Consider the following 26,953-nt stretch of genomic DNA (forward strand, 5'->3'; position numbering starts at 1 on the left):
AATGCTTTTATGAAAGACAAGTACACTCTTCCAGGGCTGAGGGCCCGCCTTCGGCACCTGGCCTTGGCGGCGCTACTTGCGTGCGGGGCTACCACGGCCCACGCGCAGTTCTATAGCGCGGCCAACGTACTAAACCAGGCCGGTACCTACACCGATCTGGGCACCAGCGGCACGGTTATCGCCACGCCCGACTTTGACGATTCGAACTCGGCCGTGCAGACGCTGCCGTTCCCGTTTACTTATAGCGGAACGGTATTCAATCAATTTGTACTGAACACCAACGGCTTTTTGAAATTGGGCTCGGTGGCTCCGGCCGCGCCGTTTTTTTCGAGCTATGCCCAGGAAGCCTCCACGGGCGGCCCGCTAAACTCGGCCACCGAAACCAACCTCGTGCTCCCGTTCAACACAGACCTGGAGGCTGGCACCGGCACGCCCGAGTACCGCATGGCCACCACCGGCACGGCCCCCAACCGGGTGCTCACCATTCAGTGGAAAAACGTGAGCGACAAAACCCGCGCCGCCAGCAGCACGGCCGCAGGCAACATCGACAAGCAATTTACCAACTTCAGCTTCCAGGTGAAGCTCTATGAGTCGAGCAACAGCATTGATTTTGTGTACGGCACGGCCACGCCGTCCGGCAATCAAACCAACGCCAACTTCATTGTGGTTGGGCTGAAAGGCACCAGCACCGCGGCCGCTCAGGTAATTACGGCCATCAAGGCGTCGAACAGTGCGTGGAGCGGCACGGTGTTTCAGGCCGGCCCCTACACCTCGGCCACCAACGCTTTCAACATCCGCGCCACGCCCTCGATAGCTGGGGGCACGCCGCTGCCCGACCCTGGGCGCACCTTCAGCTTTTCCGTTCAGGTGGCCAACGACGCCGCGGCGTCTGCCATTCAGGGCTACGGCTCCATTGCCGTGCCGGTGGGCAATTCATTCTCGCTGCGGGGAGTGGTGCGCAACTCGGGCTCTACGGCCCTGAGCAACACCCCCGTCACGCTGACCATCAGCGGCGCTAATACATACACCCAGACGCAGACGGTACCCTCTCTGGCGCTGAATGCCACGGGTCTGGCTACGTTCACGGGCATTTCGCTGCCCAACGTGGGCACCAATACGGTGACCATTTCGGTGGCGAGCGATGGCAACAACGCCAACAATTCCGTGTCGCAGACGATGGAGACCAGCGCGTCGACGTTCTCCTTTATTGCGCCCGGCGTCCCCCAATCCAACAGCTACGGATTCTCGCCGGCTGCTTCGGGGTTCACGAGTGCCTTCTGCGCCAAATTCACCGTGAACGCGGCCAGGGCTGTAACGGCGGTGCGGGCCATAATTGGCAACGACCCCGACCTGGCGCCTAACGCGGGCAACGGCCAGCGCACCACCACGGTGTTCGGCGTGGTAATCAACGCCACGACGGGCGACGTCCTCGGCCGCTCTCCCGATTATGTGCTGACCTCGGCCGACATTGGCCAGCTCCACACCTTCACGTTGGTGGCGCCCACTACGGTGCCGGCCGGTGATTTTCTGGTGGGCCTGGCGCAGGTAGTGCCCGCCGGCACCGCTACCGATGCCGTCTTCCCTATGGCTTTTCAGACGGAAGTACCCGCCCGCCCGGGTTTGTTCTTCAGCGCCGGCGTGTCAGCTACGGGCCCACCGAACGATAACACGGGCGACAACGCCCGCTACATGCTGGAAGCCGTGACGGCCGCGCCCTCCAACAACGACCTGGCGGTGGCCGAGATTCAGGGCTACGGCTCCATTGCCGTGCCGGTGGGCAACCCCGTGGCGCTGCGCGCCGTGGTGCGCAACAGTGGCGCGGCCGCCCTCAACAACGTGACCGTGACCCTCACCATCACCGGAGCCAATACCGTGACGCAAACCCAAACGCTGACTTCGGTGGGCGTGGGCGGTACGGCGCTGATAAACTTCACCGGCATTACGCTCAATAACGTGGGCGCCAACACCGTAACGGTCTCAGTGCCCAACGACGACAACAACGCCAACAACTTGGTAGCCCAACAAATGGCGACCAGTGCCACGCGGTTCTCGTTCATCACCCCGGGAGTGCCCGCGGTTAGTAGCTTCGGTTTCACGCCGAACACGGCGGCCCGCACGTTGGCGTTCTGCGGCAAGTTCACCGTGAATGCTGCGCGCGACGTGACGGCCGTGCGGGCCGTGATTGGCAACGACACCGACCTGCTGCCCAATGCGGCCAACGGCCAGCGCACCACCACCGTGTATGGCGTGGTGGTAAATGCCACCACCGGCGCATTGATAGCCCGCTCTCCCGACTACGTGCTGACGGCGGCCGACCTGGGCCAGCTCCACACCTTCAACCTGTCGGCCAACGTGCCCGCGGGCGACTTCCTGGTGGGCCTGGCGCAGGTATTGCCCGTGGGCACTGCCGCCGATGCGGTATTCCCGATGGCCTACCAGGCCGAAACGCCCGCCCGGACGGGTACCTTCTTCATCGCGAACATCACGACGCCAGGCGCGCCACAAGATGGCGCCGTAAACGACGCCCGCTACATGCTGGAGGCAGAATTGTCGGCTCCCGCTACCTGCCCCGTGCCCACGGCTTTGGCCATCACGGGCAGCACGGCCACGTCGGTATCGTTCTCGTTTACCGCCGCGGCTGGCGCCACCGGCTACCAGATTGTGTATGGCCCGCAAGGCTTCACGCCCGGCACTACGAGCAGCACATCGGCCACCTTCACCGGCACCACTTACACCCTGACGGGCCTCGCCGCCGGTAACACCTACGATTTTTACGTGCGCACCATTTGCAGCGCCACCGACCAGAGTAACCTGGCCGGGCCCGTGCGGGCCACCACGGCCTGCACCGCGCCCACCATCAGCACGTTCCCCTACACGCAAAGCTTTGACGTGGTGGCCACGGGCCAAACCTTGCCCTGCGGCATCACTGTAGCCGATGCGAACAACGACGGCTATACCTGGCAGGCGCGCGGCACCGTGCCAGCCGCCCTCAGCTCAACCAGCGTCGCCCGCTCCGCCCCGAATGCAATGGTGTACGTCTACAACGACGCCGACATTACCGTGGGCGCCAACGACTGGTTCTACACGCCGGCTTTGGCCCTGGCCACGGGGCAGAGCTACCGCTTGTCGTTCTACTACCGTGTGGCCACGGGTGGCTACACCGAGCGCCTGGAGGTGAAATACGGCACCGCCGCCACCCCAGCCGGGCAGACCACCACCATTTTTACCAACAACGCCATTACCAACACGGCCTACACCGTAGCCAACAACGCCAGCACCCCCGCCGTGCTCGACATCACGCCCACTACGGGTACGTATTACATTGGCTTCCATGCTATCAGCGGCGCCAGCCAGGGCTTCCTAGCGGTCGACGATGTAGTGATATCGGCCAGCCCCCTGGCTACGTCGGAGGCGTTGAAGCGCGCCATCAGCGTGTTCCCCAATCCTTCGATTTCCGGGATATTCAACCTGGAAATTCACGGCGCCAACGTCAAGAAGGCTTTAGGCGTGGAGGTTACCAACATGTTGGGCCAACGCGTGTACACGGGCACAGCGAAAGACAACTTCCGCAGTGAAGTGAACCTGTCGTCGCTGGCTCCGGGCATTTACAACATCAAGGTGCGTAATGGTGAAGAGTACACCATGCAGCAGATTTCCATTGTGAAGTAGGCTTTCACTTTGTTGATGAAAGGGCCGTCCAGTCTGTGGGCGGCCCTTTTTTGTTGAGAGGAGAATGCCGGCCCGGCAGAACCTCACCCTAAGCTCCTCTCCCCAGGAGAGGGGAGCCTGACGCCTTCGAATGAAAAAGCCCCAGCTCAATATTGAGCTGGGGCTTTCTGTTATTAGCAGTTGAGCTAAAGCTTGAGCCGCTGTGGCTCCCCTCTCCTGGGGAGAGGGGCCGGGGGTGAGGTTCTGCTGGGCCAAGCCGCGAGGAAAACCTAGCCCACCGCGGGCTGCGGCCGCGTATTCCGGTTGCTCGGCTGGCTTTGTGCATCCGTTGTAGGCTCCACGGGGGTGTCTTTGCGTCCGCGCTGACGCAGGCTCAGGCCGAACCCGAGGGCCATGAGCAGCGTGCCGCTCCACAGTAGGTTGATGAAGGGCTTCTCCATGGCCTTCAGGATGACATAGTCTTTCTGCGTGGTGCTCACGGCAAACGTGAACTTGCCGGCCGTGGGGTCAATGGCGTTCAGGCTCAGGCGCACGCCGAGGTCTTCCACCTCGTCGGGCACGCGGCCCACCATGCGGTTGCGCACCACAAACACCGGGTGGGCGTGGTACTGGCGCTTCTCACCCGACACAATCATGTCGGCCTGCAAGGCGAGGTCGCCTTTTTGCAGGTTCAAGCCGGCGGTTTCGTGGGCTGGCTCAATGGCCCGGAACACCGCGAAGTAGTCGTTCAGGAAAATCGTGTCGCCGACGCTTAGGATGTGCTCCTTGGCCTCGCTCCAGGTCTTTTCCTTGCGCGGGTCGAGCACGGAGCTGATGTGCGAGTAGATGTCGTGGCCCCAGAACTTCTTGATGGCCGGCGAAGCCAGCAGGCCGCCCATTTCCTCATTCACCTGCGCCCGGGGGTACAGCACAAACTGCTCGCCCGACTTCTGGTCTTTGTAAGTGATGCGGTAGTAGGTGTTTTCGGGCAGGATGTCGAGCGTGTCGCCGGTCTTGTAGTAGGTCTTGCCTTCGCTGGCGATGGGCGCGCGGGCAATGGCGCGGTAGTCGTCGTCGGTGCGGAACAGGAACTGCTTATCCACGTAGCCGGGCACGCCGGGCACGTCAAAATACTGGCCGGTATAAGTCAGCTCGTAGCCGTGCATGGGCGCGGTCTCGTTGCGCCACAGCAGCACGTTGTCGCGATTAAGCTCTTCCGTGAATTCCCGTGAGTAGAGCAGGCCCGAAACGTTGCGCGAAATGATTTTTGAGTAGCCCGACGAAGCCAGGATGCCCAGCAGCATCAGGGCAATGCCCAGGTGGGCCACCGCTCCGCCCGAGAGCCGCACCCCGCGCCGCAGCAGCGTGAAGATGGTGCCGAAATTGGCCAACACCCCAAACAAGCCTGCCAAGACGAGCACCACGTAAGCCGGCGAAATCGTGAGGCTATTGTAGCGCACCAGCAGCACCACCAGCGCCGTGCCCAACAGGGACAGCAGCGAGGGCGCGGTCAGGGAGTTGACCAGGGTGGTCTTGTCGTTGCGCTGCCACCACATGATTTGGGCCAGGCCGGAGAGCAGCGCCACAAACACGCCCATCCAGAGCTGCATCTTGGAGTAGTGGGCAATCTGGTCGGCGGGCAGGGCCACGTTGGTTTTGATGCCAATCAGGCCCATCAAGGCATTATAAACCGGGATGCTGGTGGTAAACAATACCTGGAAAGCACCCAGGCACAGCACCGTAGCACCCACAAATACCCACAGCTCGGGGTTGTAGGCGTTGAGCTCTTTCTCCGAAACCGGGATTTCCTTCCAGCGCCACACCAGCAATGCCACGGCCAGCACCGTAAACGCGCCCAGGTAAATCAGCAGCTGGCCCGACAAGCCCAGGTCCGTAAAGGAGTGCACCGAGGCATTGCCCAATACACCGCTACGGGTGAGGAAGGTGGCGTACAAAATCAAAATAAACGTGGCCACCACCAGCGCAAACGAAGTGCGCAGGCCGAGGCGGCGCTTCTGCCAGAGCACCATGCCGTGCAACGAGGCCACCAGCACCAGCCAGGGGATGTACACGGCATTTTCTACCGGGTCCCAGTTCCAGTAGCCGCCGAAGTTCAGGGTTTCGTAGGCCCAGTAGGCGCCCATTACCACGCCCACGCCCAACACGCCTCCGCCGATGAGCGTCCACGGCAGCGCCGGTTTTACCCAGGCGGTCAGTTCTTTTTTCCAAAGGCCGGCAATGGCAAAGGCAAACGGCACCAGGGTGAGTGCAAAGCCCAGAAACAGCGTGGGCGGGTGAATCACCATCCAGTAGTTCTGCAGCAGGGCATTGAGGCCGGTGCCGTCTTTGGGCACGAAGTCGGGGTTCATCTTAAACACCGGCAGGTCGGTGAGGAAGTCGCGCAGCAGGATAAACGGCGACGAGCCCACTTTCACGCCGCCCAGCACCACGCCCAGAATCATGCTCACCAGAAACAGCTGCACGCCGCTGAACACGGCCATCACTGGCGCCTCCCACTTGCGGTTGTAGCGGATGATGAATGCGCCCAGCACTACATGCCAGAAAATCCAGAGTAGGAAGCTGCCTTCCTGGCCTTCCCAGAAGCAGGAAATCATGTACTGCACCGGCAGGTGGTTGGAGCTGTGGCTCCAGGCATAGTAGTACTCGTAGCGGTGGGCGTGGATGATGTTGAACAAGCACACCACCACCGACAGCACGGCCGCCCCGTGCACAAAAAAGGCGCCGCGCGCAATGCGCAGCCAGCTGGCGTCGGTTTCGCCCAAGGCCCGGCCCCGTGAGGCCTGGAAGTAACTGTAGGCTGCCACCAGCGCCGCCGCGAAGGCGATGATGACGCTGAGGTGGCCAATGTTTCCTATTAATAAGTTCATATGGTAAGAATATCGGGCAAATTTACCGCAGCGACGCTTGGGGTGGCAGGGCTAATAACAGCCGGTCGGTGAAAAAGTGACCGCGCGGCGGGTGACAAGTGATTTCGACCGCAATTTTTTCTATTCCGGCATCCTGCCACTTGCTGGTGGGCAGCCAGCCCTGGCGGTTGTTGGTGGGCTGGTGAACGAGTTGTTGAGCTAACAATACTTGCCCATTTGCAGGGTTGGAAATCACCACCGAGAGCTTGGCGTTGCGCGGGTACTTGCCCAGCGGGAGCACCACGTGCGGCACCTGCGGCGGCTGGTCCAGCAGCGGGTTGAGCTGGCTAAACGACACCCACTGTTGCCGCAGCAGCACCGGCGGCTGGCCATCGGGCCCGGCGTCGGCCACTATCTGATAGAGGTAGTAGCCGGGGCGGGGTAGGGTGTCGGTGGCCGCATAGGTGGCCGGCTGGCCGCCCAGGGTGTTGCGGGAGACCGGCACACTAGCCCGCTCGGTGCTGCGAAACTCCCGCAGCTCGCGGCGCAGTACCCGGCAGCGGGGCGATGCCGCTAGGGAGTCGGGCAGAGTCCATTCGAGGTGAATGACGCGGTTGGTGCCTGGCAGCGCCCCGGCCAGCGAAGGGGGCGGCACCGCCGGCACGCCCACTGCCCGCCCGCTCACTTGCAGCCGAAACTGGCAGAAGTCCTTCAGGTAGCCATCTACATTGAGCAAATAGCGCTGGCCGGCGCGAAGCGAATCCAGCGTTACAAACATGTCGTCCTGGGTGCCGAGCGAAGTGCAACTCAAGATGCGATAAGTGGCGGGTTGGCACGGGGTGCCGGTAAGTACTACTAATTGCACGCCGCGCACGTCGCGGCACTGCTGTCCGCCGATGTTCACGAAATAACGGCCCGAAACACGCGGCGTGAATTCAAACCACTGGTCGTTGTGGTACTCGATGCATTTGCCGGTCAGGCGCTCGTCCACGCAGCTGCGCTGCACCGTGCAATCGGTGGTGTTGGAAGTGATGGTTGCTTCCGGCTGGAGCACCCTTCGGTTTTCGATGTTGTCGTTGGCTACCTGAGCCGCGGCCGGCAGGATTAGCCCAACAAGCAGCAGCAACTGGAAAAGCGCGCAGACTCGGAAGCGAAATATCGTTTCGGAAACCCTCCGCCTTATCAAGTGCGCGCCGACCAACTATTACTTAGCCGAAGCCGTGGCCCCCTTCAAATCCTTCTTCACGTACTTGCTGGGGCACTTGAGCAGGATGTTATCGGCCATGAAAACCTGGCCCTTCATGCTGCCGGTAATCACGACCTGCTCGGACGCATCGAAGTCCTGGGGCTTGGGGTTGTTGTACACCACGCGTTGGGCCACGCGGTTGGTGTCTACCAGCGTGAAGGCGAAGTAGTTGGGGTCCGTCATGGGGTCATATTCCAGCCCAATAGGGCGCTTCTGGCTGTCACGCAGGAGCTTGCCCACCACGTGCACTTTGGTGGTGTTGCCCTCGGCGGCCCGCTGCCGGGCCTCGCCGAAGCCCACGTACACGCTGGCATCGGCGGTGGTGCTGAGGATGATGGCGGCGGCCACCGCAATAATGGCCATGACGAAAATGTGCGACTTCTTCATATCACTGATTTGGCGGATGCCCCGGGGTTTGTAATCGGTAACCGGCTGTTCCGTTGCCCGGGGGTAACAGCTAAGAAGCGGGTTGGGTGCCCGGCTATTTTTTTATTTCCTGCTCCAGTTTGCTCACTTTGCGGTCGAGCGATATCAGGTAGAATAACAAGCCAGCGACGATAATGACTACGGCGGCTACCACCACGTAGATTTTGCCGCTCGCCCGCAGGCCATCGGCCATTTCGGGGGCATCAGTCGCTTGGGCCAGAGCCGCGTGGGAAGTAAACAACAGGAACTGCAGCAGGCAAAGCGCGCCAGCGAGGCGAGCCAGGAGGTTATTTTTCATCGAGTTTCAATTGCAAAAACGCCAGCCGGCTGCTCACTTGGGTCATCCAGAAGGCAAAGAGAATCCAGCCGATAACGGCGGGGTAAAACACCATGCGCATGGTGCTGTCGAGGTCGTACTTGTTGAAGCCCGGGTTGCCGGTCTGGCCGGGGTGCAGGCTGTTGCCCGAAATGCGGGGCAGGATAAACAGCAGGGGAATGGCCGCCGCGAAGGCGAAAATATTGTAGATGGCCGACACGCGGGCCCGCTGCTGCTCGTCGCGAAAGGAGCCGCGCAGCACCAGGTAGGCCCCGTAGATGAGCAGGGCCACGGCGGCGGCGTTTAGGCGCGGGTCGGGCGTCCACCAGGCGCCCCAGGTGTACTTGGCCCACAGGCTGCCGGTGGCCAGGCCCAGGATGCCCAGCACGATGCCGCTCTTGGCCGCTTCGTGGCTCAGAATGTCGAGCCGGGCCGACGGATTGCGCAGGTACTGCATGGAGCGGAATACCGACGTGCCCAGAATTACCATCATGGCAAACCACATGGGCACGTGGAAATACAGGTTGCGAATGCTCTCATTCACAATGGCCAGCCGCGGCACGGGCAGCAGGAAGCCCGCCACCGCTGAATACAGCAGCAGAATGACGGTCAGGACTTTCCACCAGGTAAATTTCATAATTAACCCCTCCACAAATACGGAAACAACAAATAAGACACGGCCCCCACCAGCATGTTCAGGGCCAGCAGCGTGAGCAGCGACTGCTGGCTCACGCTATGGTCGAGGCCGTCGAGGGCGTTTTTGCTCACTTTGATGAGCAGCAGCAGCATGGGCACCATTATCGGGAAGCCCAGCACGGCCATGAGCGTAGCCCCGTTGCCGCCAGCTTTGGCCGCAATGCCCGACACCAGCGTAAGTGTGGTGGCAAACCCCACCGCCCCCAGCAGCAGGTTGCCCACAAACAGCGGCGCATCCTGAATGGGATTGCCCAGAAACACCGTGTAGAGGAACAAGCCCAGCAGCGCCACTCCGCCCAGCAGCAGCGCGTTGTAGAGCATCTTGGCCAGAATAATGGCCTGGGGCCGCACCAGCGTATAGTAGTAGAGGCGCTGGCCGGGGCTTTCCTGCATGAAGCCCTTGGCCACGGCATTGATAGCCGCAAACAACAGGATAACCCAGAGCAGCGCATTCCAGGCCGGCGCCGGAGGCTGCCCGCCGCGCAAACTAAAACTCAGAAAGCACACAAACACCGTGCTGCCCACGTACAGCAACAGTCCCCCCAGGGCCGCGCGCTGCCGCCATTCGAGGCGGAAGTCTTTGGCTAGCAAGGTGGAAATTTCGTGGAGCAGGGGCACGGGCAGCGTTTCAGTTTCGGGCCGCAAAGATACGACCGAACCCGCCCGGAACGGATGAAAAACCAAGGGCAAAAAAGAAGGTCCGGCTGAGTTGAGCCGGACCTTCTGCTTATGCGCCGCTGGGATTAGAAGTCGTAGCCGAGCGAGAAGTAAAACTTCGGGCCGTGGGTAACATAGTCTTCCTGGCCCCAGGCCACGTCTACCTTGCCGTAGAAGCCCAGCAGCGTGGTGCGGGCGCCCACCCCGTAGCCGATAAGGAAGGGGTTGCGGAAGTTGATGACCGTGGCCGAGAAGTAGCCGCCGGCCGGAACCACCTGCTCGGTGTTGGCCGAGTTGTCGGTGCCGAAGGGGTTGGTACCCGAATACGCCGTGCCGGCATCGGCAAAGCCGGTGAGCTGCAGGTTGCGGAAGAAGCCCGAATAGATGGGCTTCCGGGCAAAGTACTGCACGATGGGAATGCGCAGCTCGCTATTGAACAGTACGTAGCGCGGGCCGCTGCGGGCGCTGTAGTCGAAGCCGCGCAGGTTGGTCACGAACTCCTGGTTGAAGACCTGGTCCGGTGCCGAGTAGTTCGGAATGAAGCGGGTGCCGTCCTGGTAGGCGGCGTTCAGCCAGTCGTCCATGCCGCCGAGTCGGAATATCTGGGGCCGGCGCCCGAAAAACTGGCCATAGCTGGCGCGGTTGGCCCACACAATGGAGCGGCTGATTTTCTGGTAGTGCCGCAGGTCCACCACGAACTTGCCGAAGCTCAGGCCCTTGTCGTTGATGTTGGTGTGGTTCAGCACGCTGGCCTTAAGGCGGGTGCCCGACACCATGTTGACCCCCGTGGCAATGCTGTTGTCGAACACGATTTCGCCGTTATAGCCCAGGTAGTTCGTGTTCTGGTCGCTTTCAGTCGATACGTCGCCGAGCAGCGTCCGGGAGATGTTGACGTAGCGGGGGCCGCCGCGCACGCTTAGGTTGTGCGTGAGGGGATAGGCAATGGTGGGCGCTATTTCGTGGCGGCCGTAGCGGTAGCGGCCGCTGTTGATGTCAAAGAAATAGGCCTGCTTTTGGTAGGCCACGCCCCAGTCGTAGCGATGGGTGAGGTTGGTGTAGGACGCGCGAATGTTGCTGGTGCGCAAATCAAACAAGCCAAACAAGCTGGCGTCGATGCGCTGGTTTTCCAGCACGTCGGTCAGCGCGGCTTTGAACTGCAGGCCCAGCCCAAGCAGTGGGTCCACGTACAGCGAGGTCGAAACGTTGTCGGCCATGAAGCGGGTATCGTACCGGAACGGGCCCGTGAGGGTCGGCACCTCGGCCTGAGGTTGGGCTGTGGCGACGGCTGCAGTGGGCGCCGTGCGCCGCCGTCTGGACTGAGTGGGTTGGGCTGGCTCGTCTTCCTCAAACTGGTAGTCGCTGGTGTTCACGGTTTCGCTGGCCTTCTTGCGCGGGGCCGGAGCGGCGGGCGGGGTGGCGGCCGAGTCGGCTGGAGTAACCGGTGGGGCAGGAGCCGTGGTATCGGCCGGTGCGGCGGCCGCCGAAACCGGCGCTGGGGCCTGGACTGGAATTGGAGCGGGTTTGGGCGCGGCCGCGCGGGGCGGGGCCGACCGGTCTTCCAGGGTTTGCTGCCGGGCGGTTTTAGTAAGGGGCAGCGCCGCGGGCAGCGGGAAGGTGGGGTAGACGTACAAGATGTCGCGGGCCTGCGCCGGCGCCACAAACACCAGGGCCGAGGTCAGCGCGCTGTAATCAAAGTCTTGGGTGTTGGGCAGCCACTTGGTCAGGAGCGTGCGCTCCTTGGTTTTCAGCGAGTAGCGGTACAGCTGCCGCACGCCGCTTTCCTCGCCCAGGTACAGCACTTCGTCATCGGAAATGGCCCGGGGCCGCGTCTCGTTCGAAATGGTGCTCACCAGCGTTTCCACCGGCGTGGCGCGCCCGTCGAGGTGGTACACAAACAGGTCGTAGTTGTTCACCACGTTCTGGAAAGTGGCGGTGTGGGCGCGGCCCGCCGAATCGAGGTAGCGGTTGGAGCTGAACACCAGCCCTTGCCCCCCGGGCAAAAACACCGGCTGCACGTCATCAAACAAGTCGTTGGTGAGCTGCTCGGCCTTGCGGCTGCCGGCCCGCAGCAGGTAAATATCGTTCTGGCCGTTGCGCACTGCGCTAAACACCAAGGCTTTGCCATCGGGCGCGTAGCTCATGCTCAGGACTTGGTCGTAGGCCCCAAACAGCGAAGCGGGCCGCGAAAAGCTTATGGCCTCGCGCACCCGGCGCACCAGCCCGCGGCCGTCGGCATCGCGAAGGTGCAGCGCCATCTCGCCGCGGCTCATTTCGGCCACGGCCACTTGCGAGTTGCCGCGCCAGGCCAAGGCAGGCAGGCGGGTTTCGATTTGCTGGTCGGGGGTTTTGTGGCCGCCGCGGCTCAATATCCGGCGGTGGCTGCCATCGCGGTTCATGGCCATCACGCGGTAACGGCCCTGCTCGTTCTGGGCATAGGCCACCATCTGGCCGTTGGGGCTGATGATGGGCTGCGAGAACACGTCGGCATGGCGGTTGCGGTCGCTCTGCCGGAATTTCTGGTCCGGCTCCACCAGCGTGGCCACGGGCTGGCCGTTGAGCTCGCGGTAGTAGGTGAGCCAATCCTTCAGAAACACCTTGTAGGGCACGTTCAGCGACGAGCTGATGCCCACTTCCACGTCGCGGGTGATGCGCGTCAGGTTGAGGATGTTCTGGATGGTGGTGTAGCCGTAGCGCTCGGCCACGTAGTTCCAGATGCTCTGGCCGGCCAGGGTGTGGTTGCGCAAAAAGTACGGGGCCGTGCGGGTGCCGGTGGGGTACTGCTTGCTCATGTCGCGCATGAAACCGTCCATGTCTACGCTCCAGCCCTCGGCGGCGTAGGCCGAAGCACCCGAAATAAACCAGTTGGGCAGCTGCAGCAGGTAGCTGCTTTGCAGCACTTCCTTCAGCGAGCCGCCGTACATCATGTCGTTGAGCAGCACCTCGGTTATCTGGGTGCTCAGCTCGCGCTTAAACTCGGTTTCCTGGCCGGTGAAGGCAATCTGGACCTTGCTCATGCGGGCCAGCGGGGTCTCGCCGCCATTCACCTGCTGCTGGGTGGCCGTCAGGCCGATGTTGCTCTGGCGCAGGTCGCCCACTGAGTTGTAAAACAGCAGGGTGGTTTTGGAGTAGGGGTAGTAGCCGATGAGCGCCGTGATGCGCTGCAGCTCCTTCTCCGCGTACTCGGCCGCCCGGCGGGCACTGGCCTCGCCGCCTTCGTAGTACATCACATTGAAGTTCTGGGTGCTGAGCTGCTGCCAGCGAAACGGCTTGTACTGAATGCGCACCCGCCCAAACGGCTCCTGCGCCGTCTGGGCCCGGGCCGTAGTAGTGAGCAGCAACGGCAGCAGCACCAGTATGCCCAGCGTGCGCTTCGCGGATAGTAGAATATTCATAAGAGAAACAACGAGCAAAGGCGAAAATTAGTCCGCTAAATCGCTAAAATTTTTGTGGGATTCAGCCCAAGATTCAGTCGATGGCTGAATGGCCGAGTTGAGCTGAAGTAAAGGCATTTAACGCGGAATTGTTGCCGGGCCCCATTTCCGTTGTTCAAACCAGGAATAACCCCAGCAGCACTATTCTCAATTATACTCAAATTACGCTGGCTGGCAGCAGCGCGTGGTACCGCTCCAAGCCCGCATCCAGCCAAATTTCGCCGTGCCCTTCCAGCCAATCGGCCAGCAGTTGGGCCAGCCGCGGGGCCAGCATCACGCCCTTGGACCCGTAGCCGCCGCAAAAGCTTAACGACGGCACCGTGGGGTGCGGGCCCAGCAGGGGGCGGCGGTCGCGCACGGCCGGCCGCACGCCGGCCTGCTGCCGCACCACCGCAAAGGGCAGGTCGGTAATCACGGTGAGCCGGGCCGCCAGTTCTTCGCGCGCTACGGCGGTGATGCCTTCGGCAAAAGGCGGCCAGCGGTACGTCGCGCCTACCCGAAACTGCGCCGGGCCTACCGGCACCACGTAGGCACCCCGATTAAGCACCTGAGCCGTGCTCAGGCCCGCGCATTCCACGTCGAGCACCTCCCCCTGGTTGGGGGTGAGGGGCAGCCAGCCGAAATACGGGTTGCGCACGGCCGCCGCTCCTTCGCAGCAGATAACCTGGCGCGCTCGCACCTGGCCGGCGTAAGTAGCGCCGGCGGCATCGGTAACGAGGCGGTTCCAGTCAAAAGTTTCGCGCCTAAGCCAGCCGTCGCGGGCACCTTCGGCGGCCAGGGCAGCCAGCAGTTCGCGCACGGCCACGTGCCCGCCGTGCCGCAGCCACGCGCCCCCAAACGGGGCGTGCACGCCCGGCAAATTGGGGTCGGTGGTGGCCAGGCCGGCCACGAAATCGCCCCAGGGGTGGTCGGCGCTGCGGGCCAGCACGGCGTTCTGCTCCTCCAGCGAGGCAAACAGCTTGAGGATGGGCGTTTCGGTGAAGAAAGGCTGGCCGTAGCGCTGCTCCAGCTCCCGATAGAAGGTGGCCGCGTAGGGCAGCAGCTCGGCCGCCCGCCACGAAAGGGCGAAGCGCTTGCCGGCTACCGGGTTCATGAGGCCGGCCGCCACGTTCGAGGCCGAGTTGTCCTGGCCGGGGTCATACACCAGCACGTGGTGGCCGCGCTGGCGTAGCACGTAGGCCAAGGTGGCGCCCGCAATGCCGTGGCCCACTACCAGAAAATCGCAGACTGTCATGGCCGGAAAGGTAAGGAATGGTGCGCTTAATGAAGAATTAATAGTGAAGAATGAGGAATTGAGCTAAAGTGCCCGAACTTCCTCATTAAACCTAGCGTCGTACCTTGCCGCATTGCTCAGAGACTCCAATTTCGCATGACCGTCGCCGGATTTACTTTCAACGCTTTTTCCGAAAATACCTACCTGCTGATAGACGAAGCCACGCGGCAGTGCGCCATCGTGGACCCCGGCTGCTACGCACCCGCCGAGCAGCAGGCGCTCCGGGAGTATATTGAAAGCAATGGCTTACAGGTAGTACTGCTGCTGAATACCCACGCCCACATCGACCACGTCCTCGGCAACCAATTTGTGCTGACTACCTGGCCGGGTACCCCTTTCCTGCTACACCGGCTCGACCTGGCCACGCTGCGCGCCGTGTCTACTTACGCGGCCAACTACGGCTTTCCGCAGTACCAGCCCGCCGAGCCCACCGGCGAGCTGGTGGCCGGCCAGCCCGTTCGCATCGGCGAAACGGAGCTGGAAGTGCGCTTTGCGCCGGGCCATGCGCCGGGCCACGTGGTGTTTTACCACGAGCCCACGGCCACCGTTATCGGCGGCGACGTGCTGTTTCAGCGCAGCATTGGCCGCACCGATTTGCCCGGCGGCAACCACGCCGAGCTGCTGCACAGCATCGAAACTGAGCTGATGACCCTGCCCGATGCCACCGTGGTGTACCCCGGGCACGGCCCGGCCACCACCATCGGGGAGGAGCGGCGCGAAAACCCCTTTCTGAATTAAGCAAACTGGAAAAATTGGGCTAACCGCCCTTCCCTGTCCTGCCGAGCTTGCTCGCTTGGCAGCCGGCGCCAGCCAGGCATCTTTACGGCGCAACTTACCAGAGCCTCTCGCGGTAGAGAAGCCGGGTTAAGCTCAGCCGGACGGCCGGATGCTTCCTTTGCTCATTACCACACCCCGCACCCCCTTGAAACGACACCTTCCTAACGCCATTACCTGCCTCAACCTGTTGTGCGGCTGCCTGGCGCTCACCAGCATTTTTGCCGGCCGGCTAGAATTGGGCGCCTGGTTTGTGGCCGCTGCCGCCGCCGCCGATTTTGCCGACGGCCTCGTGGCCCGGGCGCTGCGCGTGTCGTCGGCCATTGGCAAAGACCTTGACTCCTTGGCCGATATGGTGTCGTTTGGGGTGGTGCCGGGCGCTATTTTCTTCCAGCTACTGGCCCGGGGCATCAGTGCAGACGGCCTGCCGGTGTGGGTGCCGTACTTTGGCTTTGCCGTGAGCATCTTCTCGGCGCTGCGCCTGGCCAAGTTCAACAACGACACCCGGCAAACCACTTCCTTTATTGGGCTGCCTACCCCAGCCTGCACGCTGGTAGTGGCCTCGCTGCCCCTTATCCTGGCGTATGACCAGTTCGGGCTCACGCCCATCATCCTGCATCCGGGGCTGTTGCTGGGCCTTACGGCGCTGCTCTCGGGCCTCTTGGTCGCTGAGCTTCCGCTCTTTGCCCTGAAGTTTAAGAACTTGCGCTGGGCTGATAATCGCCGCCGCTTTCTATTTTTAATGCTGGCGGCCGCCTTGGTGCTGGTGCTGAAGGCTGCGGCTGTGCCCCTTGTGGTCTTGCTCTACGTCCTGCTCTCAGTGCCAAAGACGGCGGCCCGCTAGTAAATTGCCCCTTGGCTACAATAAATAGATTGTTTGGTAGTTAAGCGGCAAATACCGGGTGAACCTGATGCTCGTCGGTGCTGTTGCTAGCGCACGACCAGGCGCCCGCCGTGCAGGCGGGATGGTATTTAACATGTAATGCGTCTATGCGTCTAATTTTTCTCTGCGTTGCGTTTGCGGGATTGATACTAGGCGCGGCCACCCCCATAGCGGCCCAATCGGGCGGGGAGGCCACGGCCCACGGCGTTATCAAGTGGGGCGGCTACGCGGAAGTGCCCACGCTGAACTCCCGCAAGCAGAAAGTGCCTACGTTCGATGAAGCGCACCAGGCCCTGGACGACCAGGTTGGCTGGTTTAGCTTGCGGCTGAACGGCGAGGTAGGCGCGGGCGAGCTGGTGAATATGGTGTATGAGCCCTTTTCGGCGGCCGACGCCAAGCTGTTTGATGCCGCCCGACTGCCGGCCGGGCCAGAGCCCAAGCTCAGTTCCGGCACTGAGATGAAGCGGGTGGTATCGCACCTGAGCCTGCGCCCCGTGCGCCGCAACCCCCAAACCGGACAGCCCGAGCGCCTGATGTCGTTCGACTACCGCTACTCGCCCAACGCCAGCCCAATCTCGGCCCGCGGCTCAACGGCCAACCGCCCGCACGCTTCGCATTCGGTGCTGGCCACCGGCGACTGGTACAAGATGGGCGTGGCCGAAAGCGGCATCTACAAGCTCGACAAGGAAGCATTGCTGCGCATTCTGGGCCGCAAAGACCTGCAAGGCATCAACCCCAACAACCTCCACGTGTACGGCAACTCCATGGGCATACTGCCCCAGGCCAATGCCGTGCCGCGCCCCGATGACCTGGCCGAAAACAACGTGCTGCTGGTGGGCAACGGCGACAACGTGTTCGACGACAACGAGTACTTTCTGTTTTACTCGCCCGGCGCCCACACCTGGGAGGCCCAGGGCGGCGTATTCCGGCACCGCAACAACATTTACACCGACACGACTTACTACTTCGTGACGGTGAATAACACGGCCGGGCGCCGGGTGCCCACCGCCGCGGCGCCCGCCGCCACCGCCTCCACGCCTACCATCAACGCGTTCACCTACCGCGACTTTTACGAGCACGACCTGCTGAACCTGATGCACAAGGCCAGCTCCAGTGGCTCGGGCTCGGGCCGCAACTGGGTGGGTGAAGTCTTTGGCAATGGGGCCCAGAAAGAGTTCCTCTTCGGCAACATTCCCGACCTGGTGCCTAATTCGCCCATCCGCGTCACGTCGTCGCTGGTAGCCAATTCGGCCACGGCCAGCGCGTTTCAGCTCACGCTGAACGGCAGCGCGTTGGGCAGTCAGTCGTTGGATGCGCGGCCCAACTACGATTTTGGGGCCATTGCCACCGTCAGCACCGTTACCCGGCAGCTCACACTGGCCAACCCGGGAACTGAGCTAAAAGTTGGGCTAACCTACAACAGCGGCGACCCCGCTGCCAGCGCCTACCTCGACTACCTGGAAATCAACGCCCAGCGCCAGTTGCGGCTAAGCGGCAGCCAGCTCGAGTTTCGCTCGCTGTCGAACATCGCGCCGAAAGCGGTAAACCGCTTTGAACTCGCCAATGCCAATGGGGCCACGGTCTGGGACGTGACCAACCCGCGGCAGGCCACCGCCCGTGCGCTCGCCCTGGCGGGCAGCACCGGCACTTTTCTGGCGCCGGCCGATACCCTGCGCGAGTACGTGGCCTTCCAGCCCAACGGCACCTTCGGCAAGCCCCGCGAATTTGGGAAGGTAGACAACCAGGACCTGCACGCCCTTAACAGCAACGCGGCCGCTCTGGTCGACCTGGTGATTGTGACGTATCCGGCCTTTAAGGGCCAGGCACAGCGGCTGGCCAACCACCGCACCAGCCACGACAACCTGCGCGTGGCCGTGGTGACAACCTCGGAAGTATACAACGAGTATGGCTCGGGCGGCCAGGATATTACGGCCATCCGCGACATGATGAAGCAGCTGTATGACCGGGCGCCCCAGGGCAAGCAGATGCAGCTACTGCTGTTCGGGGATGCTTCGTTTGACTACAAATCAGACCCTTACAACAACAAGAGCTTTGAGCCCGCGTGGTGGAAGGACCGGACGCCATTCAAGAACGACGCGGACTTCGACGCCGTCAACCAAAACTACGTGCCCACTTACGAATCGCGCGAGTCTTTGGCGCCTTTTTATGGCGGTGCTTTTGGCCAGGCCAGCTACTCATCCGACGACTACTTTGCCTTGCTCGACGACGACGAAGGCGAGTGGAGCGAGCAAAGTCCGGGCAGCGAGCTGCTCGACATTGGCGTGGGCCGCCTGCCGATACGCACACCCAAAGGCGACCGGACCAACGCCGAGCAAGCCAAGCTGGTGGTCGATAAGCTCATCAGCTACGATGCCCCCGCGGCGTACGGCAAGTGGCGCAACCGCATCACGCTGGTGTCCGACGACGGCAACGGGGACTTGTTTGTGGGGCAAGGCTCGGAGCTGATTGCCAAGGTTATCCAAACTGACTACCCGGTCTACAACGTGCACAAGGTGTACCTCGACCTTTACCCGCAGCTGTCGGTATCGGCGGGCCAACGCTCGCCCGAAGCCAGCCGCGCCATCGACCAGTCGGTGGAGCAAGGCTCGCTGATTGTGAACTACCTGGGCCACGGCGGGCCGAAGGGCTGGACCGACGAGCAGATTTTGACCAATGCCTCGGTGCTGGCCCTGCGCAACGCCAACAACCTGACGTTTTTCACCACCGGCACCTGCGATTTCAGCACCTACGACAACCCCGACTTTACCTCGGCCGGCGAGCAGTCGCTTACGGATAACCCCACCGGCGGCGCCATTGGCCTGTTTACCACCACCCGCGTGGTAGACGCCGGCCTCAACGCCGGCCTGAACCAAGCCTATTTTAACCGGGTGCTGCGGCCGCTGGCCAACGGCCAGATGCCGAGCATCGGCACGGTGGTGATGCTGAGCAAGAACGATTACCCCGGGGCCGGGCAGCCGGGCGTTATCAACAACCGCAACTACACGCTGCTGGCCGACCCCAGCATGACGCTGGCCTATCCCCGGCAAACGGTGGCGCTCGACAGCATCCGGACGCGGGCAGGCGCCGGGCCCTGGACTCCCACCGATACCCTGCAGGCGCTGGCCCGCGTGCGGCTGCACGGCCGCCTGCTCAACAATGGCGCCGTCAATTCGGCCTTCACCGGCGTGGCCCAGGTCACCATTTACGACAAGCCCAGCACCGTGAAGACGCTCGGCAACGAGGCCGGCGGCGACCCCAACTCGGCCGATGCGCCGCGGCCGGTGGTAATCCAGGAAAGCGTGATTTATGGCGGGCAGGCCAACGTGGTGAACGGGGAGTTCAACCTGACCTTCGTGGTGCCCAAGGACATTAACTACAACGTCGGGCTGGGCAAAGTCAGCCTCTACGCCTTCGACGGCACGCACCGCATCGACGCGCACGGCTACCAGCTCAAGCAGGTGGGCGGCGCGGCCCGCGATTTCCTGAAGGATACCACGCCCCCGGTCATCAAGCTGTTCATGGACAACGAGTCCTTTGTGTTTGGGGGCCTCACTGGGCAGAACACCACGCTGCTGGCCCAGCTCAGCGACTCGAGCGGCATCAACACCACCGGCGCCGGCATCGGGCACGACATCACGGCCGTGCTCGACAACGACCCCACCAAGCTCATCGTGCTCAACGACAGCTACGTGGCCAAGGTGGGCGACTTTCGCTCCGGGCAGGTCAACAACCTGTTTAAGGACCTGCCCACCGGCCCGCACACGCTGCGCCTGAAAGCGTGGGACACGTACAACAACTCAGCCGAAAAAGAAATCGAGTTCATCGTGGCGCACAACGAAAAGCTGGCGCTCGACCACGTGCTGAACTACCCCAATCCGTTTGCCACGTCTACTACGTTTTTCTTCGACCACAACCAGGCAGGCAGCGAACCCACCAACTTAGACGTACAAGTCCAGATTTTCACCGTATCCGGCCATTTGGTGCGCACGCTCACGGCGGTAGTGCCCAGCACCGATGCCCACCAGCGAAGTATTTCCTGGAATGGCCGCGATGAATACAATGACCAGCTGGCTCGCGGCGTTTACGTGTACCGCTTAAGTGTGCGGTCACAGCTCAACGGTACTTCGGTCTCGAAATACGAAAAACTCGTCATCCTAAATTAATCTGCTTTTATTTGCTCTCAGGCCGCGTGTGGTCTTCTTTCCCTCATCTATGTACTCTTCCTTTTCCCGTTCGCGCGTGGCCCTGTTTGCCGGCTTGCTGGCCATTGCGGCCACTGGCCAGACCAAGGCCCAACTCAGCCCCCACGCCATTACCACGGCCGTGCCGATTCTGACGCTCAGCCCCGATGCGCGGGCTTCGGCACTGGGCGAAGCCGGCGTGGCCACTTCCCCGGATGCCAACTCGGCGTATTTCAACGCAGGTAAGCTAGGCTTTGTGCCGTATAAATATTCGGCGGCGGCCTCGTATTCGCCGTGGCTGCGCAACATCACCGACGACATGAGCCTGTCGTACCTCTCGGCCTACGGCAAAGTAGGGCAGCGGTCGGCGTTTGGTGGGTCGCTGATGTACTTCGATTTGGGCACCATCGACTACCGCAACGGCCAGAATATTCCGCAGGGCTCTTTCAGCCCCAAGGAGTATGCCCTCACGGTGTCGTACGGCATTCAACTCACCGATAACTTCGGGGTAGGCGCCTCGGCCCGCTACATCCGCTCCAACCTGGTAGGCACCGTAAACGGCAACGACGCCAAGCCCGGCAACGCGGCGGCGGTTGACTTGGGCGCCTATTACTCCAAGGACGCCACCATCGGCTCTGGGCTGTACAACCTGGCCTTTGGTGCCTCGGTCACCAACATCGGCAACAAGATTACCTACAACGACGCCGAGAACCCCAGCTTCCTGCCCACTACCCTGAAGTTGGGCACGGCCTTGACCCGGGAAATTGACCAGTACAACAAAATCACCTTGGTGTTCGACGCTAGCAAGCTGCTGGTGCCCTCGCCGTACTACGACGTGAACGGCGTGCTGCTGGATAACGACCCGGAGATAGTGGCCAAGAACAAGGAGATTGCCAACAAGTCCATCGTGAGCGGCATCTTGGGCTCGTTCAGCGATGCGCCCGGTGGGTTTAAGGAAGAGCTGCGCGAAATCAACCTCTCGACCGGCCTCGAATACAACTACAACGACCTGCTGTATGCCCGGGGCGGATATTTCTACGAAGCCCCCGACAAAGGCGACCGCCAGTACGTGAGCATGGGCCTGGGCGTGCGCTACCAGGTGTTTGGCATCGATGGCACTTACCTGGTGCCCACCGGCGGCAACTCCCAAAACAACCCCCTGGCCCAAACCATCCGGGTGTCGCTGCACTTCAACCTGAACAAGCTTTCCCAGGCCTTCGACGAAAACGGCGCCGGTGGCACCAGCGGCGAAGCCCCCTCGAACTAAGTCGCCTACTTTCGGTTGACGAGCTGATAGCAGAGCGTCATGCCGGGCAAAGCCGAAGCATCTCTACCACAGTACTAATTCATTCGGTTGGGTTAGCTGGGCAGGAGAGGGGCTTCGGCTTTGCCCGGCATGACGTTCTTTTTGCAGTTGTTTAGTCTGTCTTTTCATTCCCTATTTCCTTCCTGATGCTCGACCGTACCGTCGCTCCTCCCGTTCAGCCATTGGCCCGCGTAACGCTGCCAGCGGCCGACGAATTTCCCTTGCCCAGCGGCGCCCGTTTGCACGTAATGGCCAACGATGCCCAGCCGGTGGTGCGCCTGCAGGCCGTATTCCGGGCCGGTAAAATGGCCGAGCCACGCTTCGGCCTGGCTTCCCTCACCGCGCGCATGCTGCTGGAAGGCACCACCACCCGCACCGCCCGCCAGATTGCCGACGAAGTGGCTTTTTATGGTGCTTCGTTGGAGTGCGATGCAGGCTTCGACCGCTCCACCCTCACGCTCTACTGCCTCACGCGCCACCTGCCGGTGCTGCTGCCCTTGGTGACGGACGTGCTCACCAACCCCGCCTTCCCGGCAGCCGAGCTGGAGCAGCTGAAAACCCGCACCATCCAAAACGTGCGCGTAGAACGCCAGAAGACCAGCTTTCTGGCTTCGGAGCGGTTCAATGAGCTGCTGTTTGGGGCCGACACCCCGTATGGCCGGCCCTTCGACAGCGACGCCTACCAGGCCCTGACCGTGGAGGAAGCGCAGGCATTTCATCGCGCAGCCTATTCCTTTGGCAACGTCGAGGTGTTTTTGTGTGGCGATGTGGCCGCCGAACGCGAATTGGTAGCCGCTGCCTTCAGCGTGCCGGCCGCCACGGCGGCGCATTCGGCCGCCGACCTGCCTATTTCTACCAATGGCGCCGCCCATGATTTTACGGGCCGCGCCGCTACCGACCGGGTGGCCGTGGCCGGTAGCCTGCAGGCCTCGGTGCGCATGGGTCGCGCCTGGCCCGCCCCCACTCACCCCGAAACCCACCACCTGAAATTGCTGGTGAACGTATTGGGCGGCTATTTCGGCTCGCGCCTGATGCGCAACATCCGCGAAGACAAAGGCTTGACCTACGGCATTTACGCCAGCGTGGGCCCGCGCGAGCACGGCACCTCACTCGTCATTGGCACCGATGTAAAGGGCGAAAGCGCCGATGTGGCGGTGAGTGAAATTGAGCTGGAATTGCGCCGCCTGCAGGAAGAAGCCATTCCTGCCGAAGAGCTATCGACGGTGAAGAATTACATCCTGGGAAAATTCGCCAACGAGTTGTCCACGGTGTTCGAGCAGTGCGATAAATACAAAACGCAGGTCTTCCTGGGCTTGCCCGCGGATTACTACACCGAATTCGTGCGCCAAACCGAAGCCGCCGATGCCGCGACGCTGCAGAAGCTGGCCCAACAATACCTCAAGCCGGAGGATATGCAGATTGTCATTGCCGGCCCGGTGGAAGTGGTGGAGCAGCAGGAGTAGAGGTTGAGCCAAGCTCAGCTGGTGGGAACCTCCCCCCCGGGCCCTCGCCCGCGGAGAGGGGAGCCGGCCCTCTTCGAATAAAAAAGCCCCAGCTCAATATTGAGCTGGGGCTTTCTGTTGTAAAAAGTGGTGGTGGTAAAACAGGAGGCGACTTGAAGTTGTGGCGAGTCGGCGGTTATGCTCGTCAATGACGAGTTGAATGCGCACGGGGTGCATGGCTAAGCAGCGACTGAACGAGCAGGTTTTGCGCACATGCACGGCGCATTTCTGGCGCAAGGAGCAATTGGTGGCTTCTTCGATGCTGGTCAGCCCACTGCCTTTCGGGCCGGGCCGATGCGCTCGTGAGTGATGGCAGCACTTGGCCGTAGGCCTCCGACTCGTCCGTAAAGTACCAGGTACCGGTCTGATACTCTTCCGGTAAGGCGGCCCACAGGCGGCGCAAGGTGGCCGCACCCCGGCACCCAGGCCACAATCCGGCGGCTGTGCCGCTCAATGGCCAGCCAAAGCCACCCTTTGTGCTTCTTGCGGCCCACAAACGGCTACCTCTCCTCGAGTTCGAGACCCGCGGTCGGCTCGGTTTGGGCCGCAACCGGGGCGTGGCCGCCGCTTTTTTTTGCCAGCTTGACGATGGTCGGGCGCGCGACGCCCGTCAGGCGCACAATGGCGCGTTGCGAGACGCGCTCCAGCAAGAGCGTCGCCACCTGGGCGTAGGCCTGGGCGTTGCCGAGGGCAGCCGGAACAAACAGGGCCTGATGGCGGCAAGCCGTGCACTGGTACGCGGGCTGGCCCTTGCGGCTGCCGTTTTGCGCACCGCCGTGCTACCACACTGGCCACAGGTGAACGCGGGTTAAAGCATACACCCAAGGCGCGAATCACCTCCTACTTTACCACTGCCTAAAAAAATTTGGATTATTTAAACTTATAAATAAGTTATATTGCGGGATAATAAACCTGCTTAGGAAAGAATAAAAAATACCCCTTTGGTATTTCCTGCCGTCGGTTTGTTAGCTAAAAATCACTAAATAAGCACAACCCAACAAATTTACATGAAGAAAAAGTTACTAATAATAGGTCTGTTTACCACCCTTAGCAGCCTAGCTTACAGCCAAGACCGCCCAACGCCCGCCCCGGTTCCTACCGTTATCGATTCGGTGAAAAAAGTGGCGGGTGCCGCCGGACTGCAGGGCAACGCCACCCAGAAATCGCAGCCCAAACCGTACAAAACGGTAATTACCGATAAAGCAATTACCAGAGCCGGCTTCTTTAAAGTTCATAAAGTCGACGATAAATACTTTTTCGAGCTGGCCGATTCGGTTATGGGCCGGGAAATACTGGTGGTTAACCGGATTTCGAAAGCCGGTGCCGAAGTGCGTGCTGCCTCCGGTTACGCCGGCGACCAGATTGGCAGCTCGGTCATTCAATTCGAGAAAGGGCCGAATAACCGCGTTTTTCTGCGCAAAATATCGTTTAGCACCTACAGCCCCGATAGTACCAAGGCCATGTACCAGGCCGTGCGGCGCTCTAATATTCAAGCCATTGTAGCAGCATTTAATATTGCCGCTTACACCCCCAATAATAAAGGCAGCGTAATTGATGTTACCGATTATATTAACGGTGAAAACGAAATATTCTCGTTCAGTTCGGCGGTCGCCAAAACCCGCATCCGGCTGGGTAATTTTATTGGCGACCGGAGTTACATCGAAAACGTACGCAGTTTCCCAACCAACGTCGAAGTAACCACTGTTAAAACCTACGCGCTTGCCCCAGCGCTTACCCCGGCCCCGGGCAGCCCCGGAACGCCGGCGCCGGCGGCTGGGAGCGGACCGAACAATTTGACGGGTTCTGCTACCATTGAAGTAAACACGTCGCTGGTGGTTTTGCCTAAAAAACCCATGCAGCCCCGCTACTTCGACCCGAGGGTGGGTTATTTTACCGTGGGTTATACCGATTTTGACACCAACCCACAGGGCGTAAAAGATATTGAGATGGTGAAACGCTGGCGCCTGGAACCCAAACCCCAGGACGTGGCCCGCTACAAAAGAGGCGAATTGGTTGAACCGCGCGACCCGATAGTATTTTATATCGACCCGGCTACTCCCAAAAAATGGGTGCCGTACCTGATAGCGGGTGTAAACGACTGGCAGAAAGCCTTCGAAAAAGCCGGTTTTAAAAATGCCATTATTGGCAAAGTGGCTCCCACCGCAAAAGAAAACCCCAATTGGAGTCTCGACGATGCCCGGCACTCGGCCATTGTTTACAAACCTTCAGAAATATCCAATGCGAGCGGCCCCAGTATTTCGGATCCCCGCAGCGGCGAAATAATGGAAAGCCACATAAACTGGTACCACAACGTCATGAAACTGGTGCACGACTGGTACATGATTCAGGCTTCGGCGATTGATCCGCGGGCCCGTAAAATGGAATTCAGCGACGAACTGATGGGCGATTTAATCCGGTTTGTTTCGTCGCACGAGGTGGGCCACACCCTTGGGTTGCGTCATAACTACGGTTCCAGCTCCACGGTGCCCGTGGAAAACCTGCGGAATAAAAAGTGGGTAGAAGCCAACGGCCATACGCCTTCGATCATGGATTACGCCCGCTTTAACTACGTCGCCCAGCCCGGAGACAATATTACCGCGAAAGGCATTTACCCGCGCATCGGTGATTATGATTTGTGGGCGATAGAGTGGGGGTATAAAGTATTGCCGAATGCCAAAAGCGCCGCCGATGAAGTAGGCACTTTAAATAAACTAACGGTAGCAAAATCAACAAACCGCCGGCAATGGTTTGGCACGGAAACCAACCTGGACGACCCACACTCGCAAAACGAAGATTTAGGCGACAACGCCATGAAAGCCAGCGAGTACGGTATTAAGAACTTACAATACATATTAACCAAACTACCCGACTGGACCCGCGAGCCCAACGAAGACTACAAAAATCTGGAAACCATGTACGGGCAGTTAACCACGCAATACAATCGCTATTTGGGCCACGTGGCCAAAAATATTGGGGGTATTTACGAAAACCCGAAAACCGTTGATCAGGCGGGCCCGGTTTATGAACGCACTCCGGCGGACACGCAAAAAGAAGCGCTGGCTTTTTTAGACAAAAATTTATTTACTACGCCTTTGTGGCTAATAGACAAGCCGGTGTTGGATAATATTGGCGGCAACCCTTTATCGGTGGTGTCGCGGAGTCAGGAAAATATCCTTTCCCGTTTAATTAGCAACAATACGTTATCTAAATTAATTGCCGGCGAGGCCTTTGATGGGGACAAAGCATACAAAATAACTTCGTTTTTTACGGATATAAATAACTCTATTTTTAAAGAGGTTAAAATCAACCAACCCATTGATGTATACCGCCGCAACCTGCAGAAAATTTACGTTGAGAAGTTAATGGAATTGATTAAACCCGCGCCAGCTTCTCCGGTGGGTACGCCAGTTTCTGGCAACACCATCGCCGCCAATAATGCGAAATACGGTGATGTAGTTTCCGTGGCCAAAGCTGAGCTACGTAATATTAATGCCCTCGTAAAATCTTCGTTACCCAGCCAAAAAGATTCCTTAAGCAGCTACCATTTACAGGATATTTCGGATAGGATAGAGGAAGCCCTAAATCCGAAGGGCTAAAGAAAAAACCAACAATTCATAAAAGAGAGCTGCCCCTAAAATCAGGGGCAGCTCTCTTTTATTAAGTCCAATAATATCTAATTAACAACTGTATTTTTTAGCTCGAAGGCCAAAAGAAAGCACCCCGTGCGCATTCAACTCGTCATTGACG

Annotated in this window: 15 protein-coding genes; 7 read left to right on the forward strand and 8 right to left on the reverse strand. The window is 60.6% G+C overall.

Annotation, left to right across the window (positions count from 1 at the left end; translation table 11 throughout):
• Window positions 1-9: 9 nt before the first annotated feature.
• Entirely contained in the window at window positions 10-3,669 is a 3,660-nt protein-coding gene (locus LJ738_RS00225; RefSeq protein WP_227784309.1) for a T9SS type A sorting domain-containing protein, read from the forward strand.
• Between the two features lie 269 nt (window positions 3,670-3,938).
• Here the strand turns inward: LJ738_RS00225 and ccsA (LJ738_RS00230) are convergent, their stop codons facing one another.
• From ccsA (LJ738_RS00230) to LJ738_RS00265, 8 genes are all read right to left on the reverse strand, one after another.
• Complete coding sequence (gene ccsA / locus LJ738_RS00230; protein ID WP_227784310.1) at window positions 3,939-6,536, reverse strand: cytochrome c biogenesis protein CcsA; 2,598 nt, start codon at window positions 6,534-6,536, stop codon at window positions 3,939-3,941.
• Window positions 6,537-6,558: 22 nt separating this feature from the next.
• Window positions 6,559-7,641 carry a hypothetical protein gene (locus tag LJ738_RS00235; protein ID WP_227784311.1) on the reverse strand — a complete coding sequence of 361 codons (1,083 nt, stop codon included), beginning with the start codon at window positions 7,639-7,641 and terminating at the stop codon, window positions 6,559-6,561.
• 78 nt (window positions 7,642-7,719) lie between these two features.
• Window positions 7,720-8,148: a cytochrome c maturation protein CcmE domain-containing protein gene (locus LJ738_RS00240; protein WP_227784312.1), complete on the reverse strand. Its 429-nt coding sequence runs from the start codon at window positions 8,146-8,148 to the stop codon at window positions 7,720-7,722.
• A 94-nt stretch (window positions 8,149-8,242) separates the two neighbouring features.
• Complete coding sequence (locus LJ738_RS00245; protein WP_068188904.1) at window positions 8,243-8,485, reverse strand: CcmD family protein; 243 nt, start codon at window positions 8,483-8,485, stop codon at window positions 8,243-8,245.
• Window positions 8,475-9,140 carry a cytochrome c biogenesis protein CcsA gene (gene ccsA / locus LJ738_RS00250; RefSeq protein ID WP_227784313.1) on the reverse strand — a complete coding sequence of 222 codons (666 nt, stop codon included), beginning with the start codon at window positions 9,138-9,140 and terminating at the stop codon, window positions 8,475-8,477. The genes LJ738_RS00245 and ccsA (LJ738_RS00250) overlap by 11 nt, the downstream gene beginning before the upstream one ends.
• A gap of 2 nt (window positions 9,141-9,142) precedes the next feature.
• A complete protein-coding gene (locus tag LJ738_RS00255; protein WP_227784314.1) occupies window positions 9,143-9,844 on the reverse strand; it encodes a heme exporter protein CcmB in 702 nt (233 codons plus the stop codon).
• Window positions 9,845-9,942: 98 nt separating this feature from the next.
• Window positions 9,943-13,248: a hypothetical protein gene (locus LJ738_RS00260; RefSeq protein WP_227784315.1), complete on the reverse strand. Its 3,306-nt coding sequence runs from the start codon at window positions 13,246-13,248 to the stop codon at window positions 9,943-9,945.
• 196 nt (window positions 13,249-13,444) lie between these two features.
• Window positions 13,445-14,521 (reverse strand): NAD(P)/FAD-dependent oxidoreductase, encoded by a 1,077-nt coding sequence (locus tag LJ738_RS00265; protein ID WP_227784316.1) that lies wholly within the window; start codon window positions 14,519-14,521, stop codon window positions 13,445-13,447.
• Window positions 14,522-14,656: 135 nt separating this feature from the next.
• Between LJ738_RS00265 and LJ738_RS00270 the strand changes: the two genes are divergently transcribed.
• From LJ738_RS00270 to LJ738_RS00295, 6 genes are all read left to right on the forward strand, one after another.
• Window positions 14,657-15,298, forward strand: coding sequence for an MBL fold metallo-hydrolase (locus LJ738_RS00270; RefSeq protein ID WP_227784317.1), 642 nt, complete (start codon window positions 14,657-14,659; stop codon window positions 15,296-15,298).
• Window positions 15,299-15,482: 184 nt separating this feature from the next.
• A complete protein-coding gene (locus LJ738_RS00275; protein ID WP_227784318.1) occupies window positions 15,483-16,178 on the forward strand; it encodes a CDP-alcohol phosphatidyltransferase family protein in 696 nt (231 codons plus the stop codon).
• Between the two features lie 146 nt (window positions 16,179-16,324).
• A complete protein-coding gene (gene porU, locus LJ738_RS00280; RefSeq protein ID WP_227784319.1) occupies window positions 16,325-20,380 on the forward strand; it encodes a type IX secretion system sortase PorU in 4,056 nt (1,351 codons plus the stop codon).
• A gap of 49 nt (window positions 20,381-20,429) precedes the next feature.
• Window positions 20,430-21,665 (forward strand): type IX secretion system outer membrane channel protein PorV, encoded by a 1,236-nt coding sequence (gene porV / locus LJ738_RS00285; RefSeq protein WP_227784320.1) that lies wholly within the window; start codon window positions 20,430-20,432, stop codon window positions 21,663-21,665.
• Window positions 21,666-21,850: 185 nt separating this feature from the next.
• Window positions 21,851-23,167: a M16 family metallopeptidase gene (locus LJ738_RS00290; RefSeq protein ID WP_227784321.1), complete on the forward strand. Its 1,317-nt coding sequence runs from the start codon at window positions 21,851-21,853 to the stop codon at window positions 23,165-23,167.
• Window positions 23,168-24,213: 1,046 nt separating this feature from the next.
• Window positions 24,214-26,802: a zinc-dependent metalloprotease gene (locus LJ738_RS00295; protein ID WP_227784322.1), complete on the forward strand. Its 2,589-nt coding sequence runs from the start codon at window positions 24,214-24,216 to the stop codon at window positions 26,800-26,802.
• Window positions 26,803-26,953 lie beyond the last annotated feature (151 nt).

This window comes from Hymenobacter plasmatis, from assembly GCF_020711255.1.
Classification (GTDB): domain Bacteria; phylum Bacteroidota; class Bacteroidia; order Cytophagales; family Hymenobacteraceae; genus Hymenobacter.

Excerpts from the sequence above, each read along its gene's own strand:
- LJ738_RS00295 (WP_227784322.1), top strand. The coding sequence starts at position 24,214 with ATGAAGAAAAAGTTACTAATAATAGGTCTGTTTACCACCCTTAGCAGC.
- porV (WP_227784320.1), top strand. The coding sequence starts at position 20,430 with ATGTACTCTTCCTTTTCCCGTTCGCGCGTGGCCCTGTTTGCCGGCTTG.
- ccsA (WP_227784313.1), bottom strand. The coding sequence starts at position 9,140 with ATGAAATTTACCTGGTGGAAAGTCCTGACCGTCATTCTGCTGCTGTAT.
- LJ738_RS00245 (WP_068188904.1), bottom strand. The coding sequence starts at position 8,485 with ATGAAAAATAACCTCCTGGCTCGCCTCGCTGGCGCGCTTTGCCTGCTG.
- LJ738_RS00270 (WP_227784317.1), top strand. The coding sequence starts at position 14,657 with ATGACCGTCGCCGGATTTACTTTCAACGCTTTTTCCGAAAATACCTAC.
- LJ738_RS00260 (WP_227784315.1), bottom strand. The coding sequence starts at position 13,248 with ATGAATATTCTACTATCCGCGAAGCGCACGCTGGGCATACTGGTGCTG.
- LJ738_RS00225 (WP_227784309.1), top strand. The coding sequence starts at position 10 with ATGAAAGACAAGTACACTCTTCCAGGGCTGAGGGCCCGCCTTCGGCAC.
- LJ738_RS00240 (WP_227784312.1), bottom strand. The coding sequence starts at position 8,148 with ATGAAGAAGTCGCACATTTTCGTCATGGCCATTATTGCGGTGGCCGCC.
- LJ738_RS00290 (WP_227784321.1), top strand. The coding sequence starts at position 21,851 with ATGCTCGACCGTACCGTCGCTCCTCCCGTTCAGCCATTGGCCCGCGTA.
- LJ738_RS00265 (WP_227784316.1), bottom strand. The coding sequence starts at position 14,521 with ATGACAGTCTGCGATTTTCTGGTAGTGGGCCACGGCATTGCGGGCGCC.
- ccsA (WP_227784310.1), bottom strand. The coding sequence starts at position 6,536 with ATGAACTTATTAATAGGAAACATTGGCCACCTCAGCGTCATCATCGCC.
- porU (WP_227784319.1), top strand. The coding sequence starts at position 16,325 with ATGCGTCTAATTTTTCTCTGCGTTGCGTTTGCGGGATTGATACTAGGC.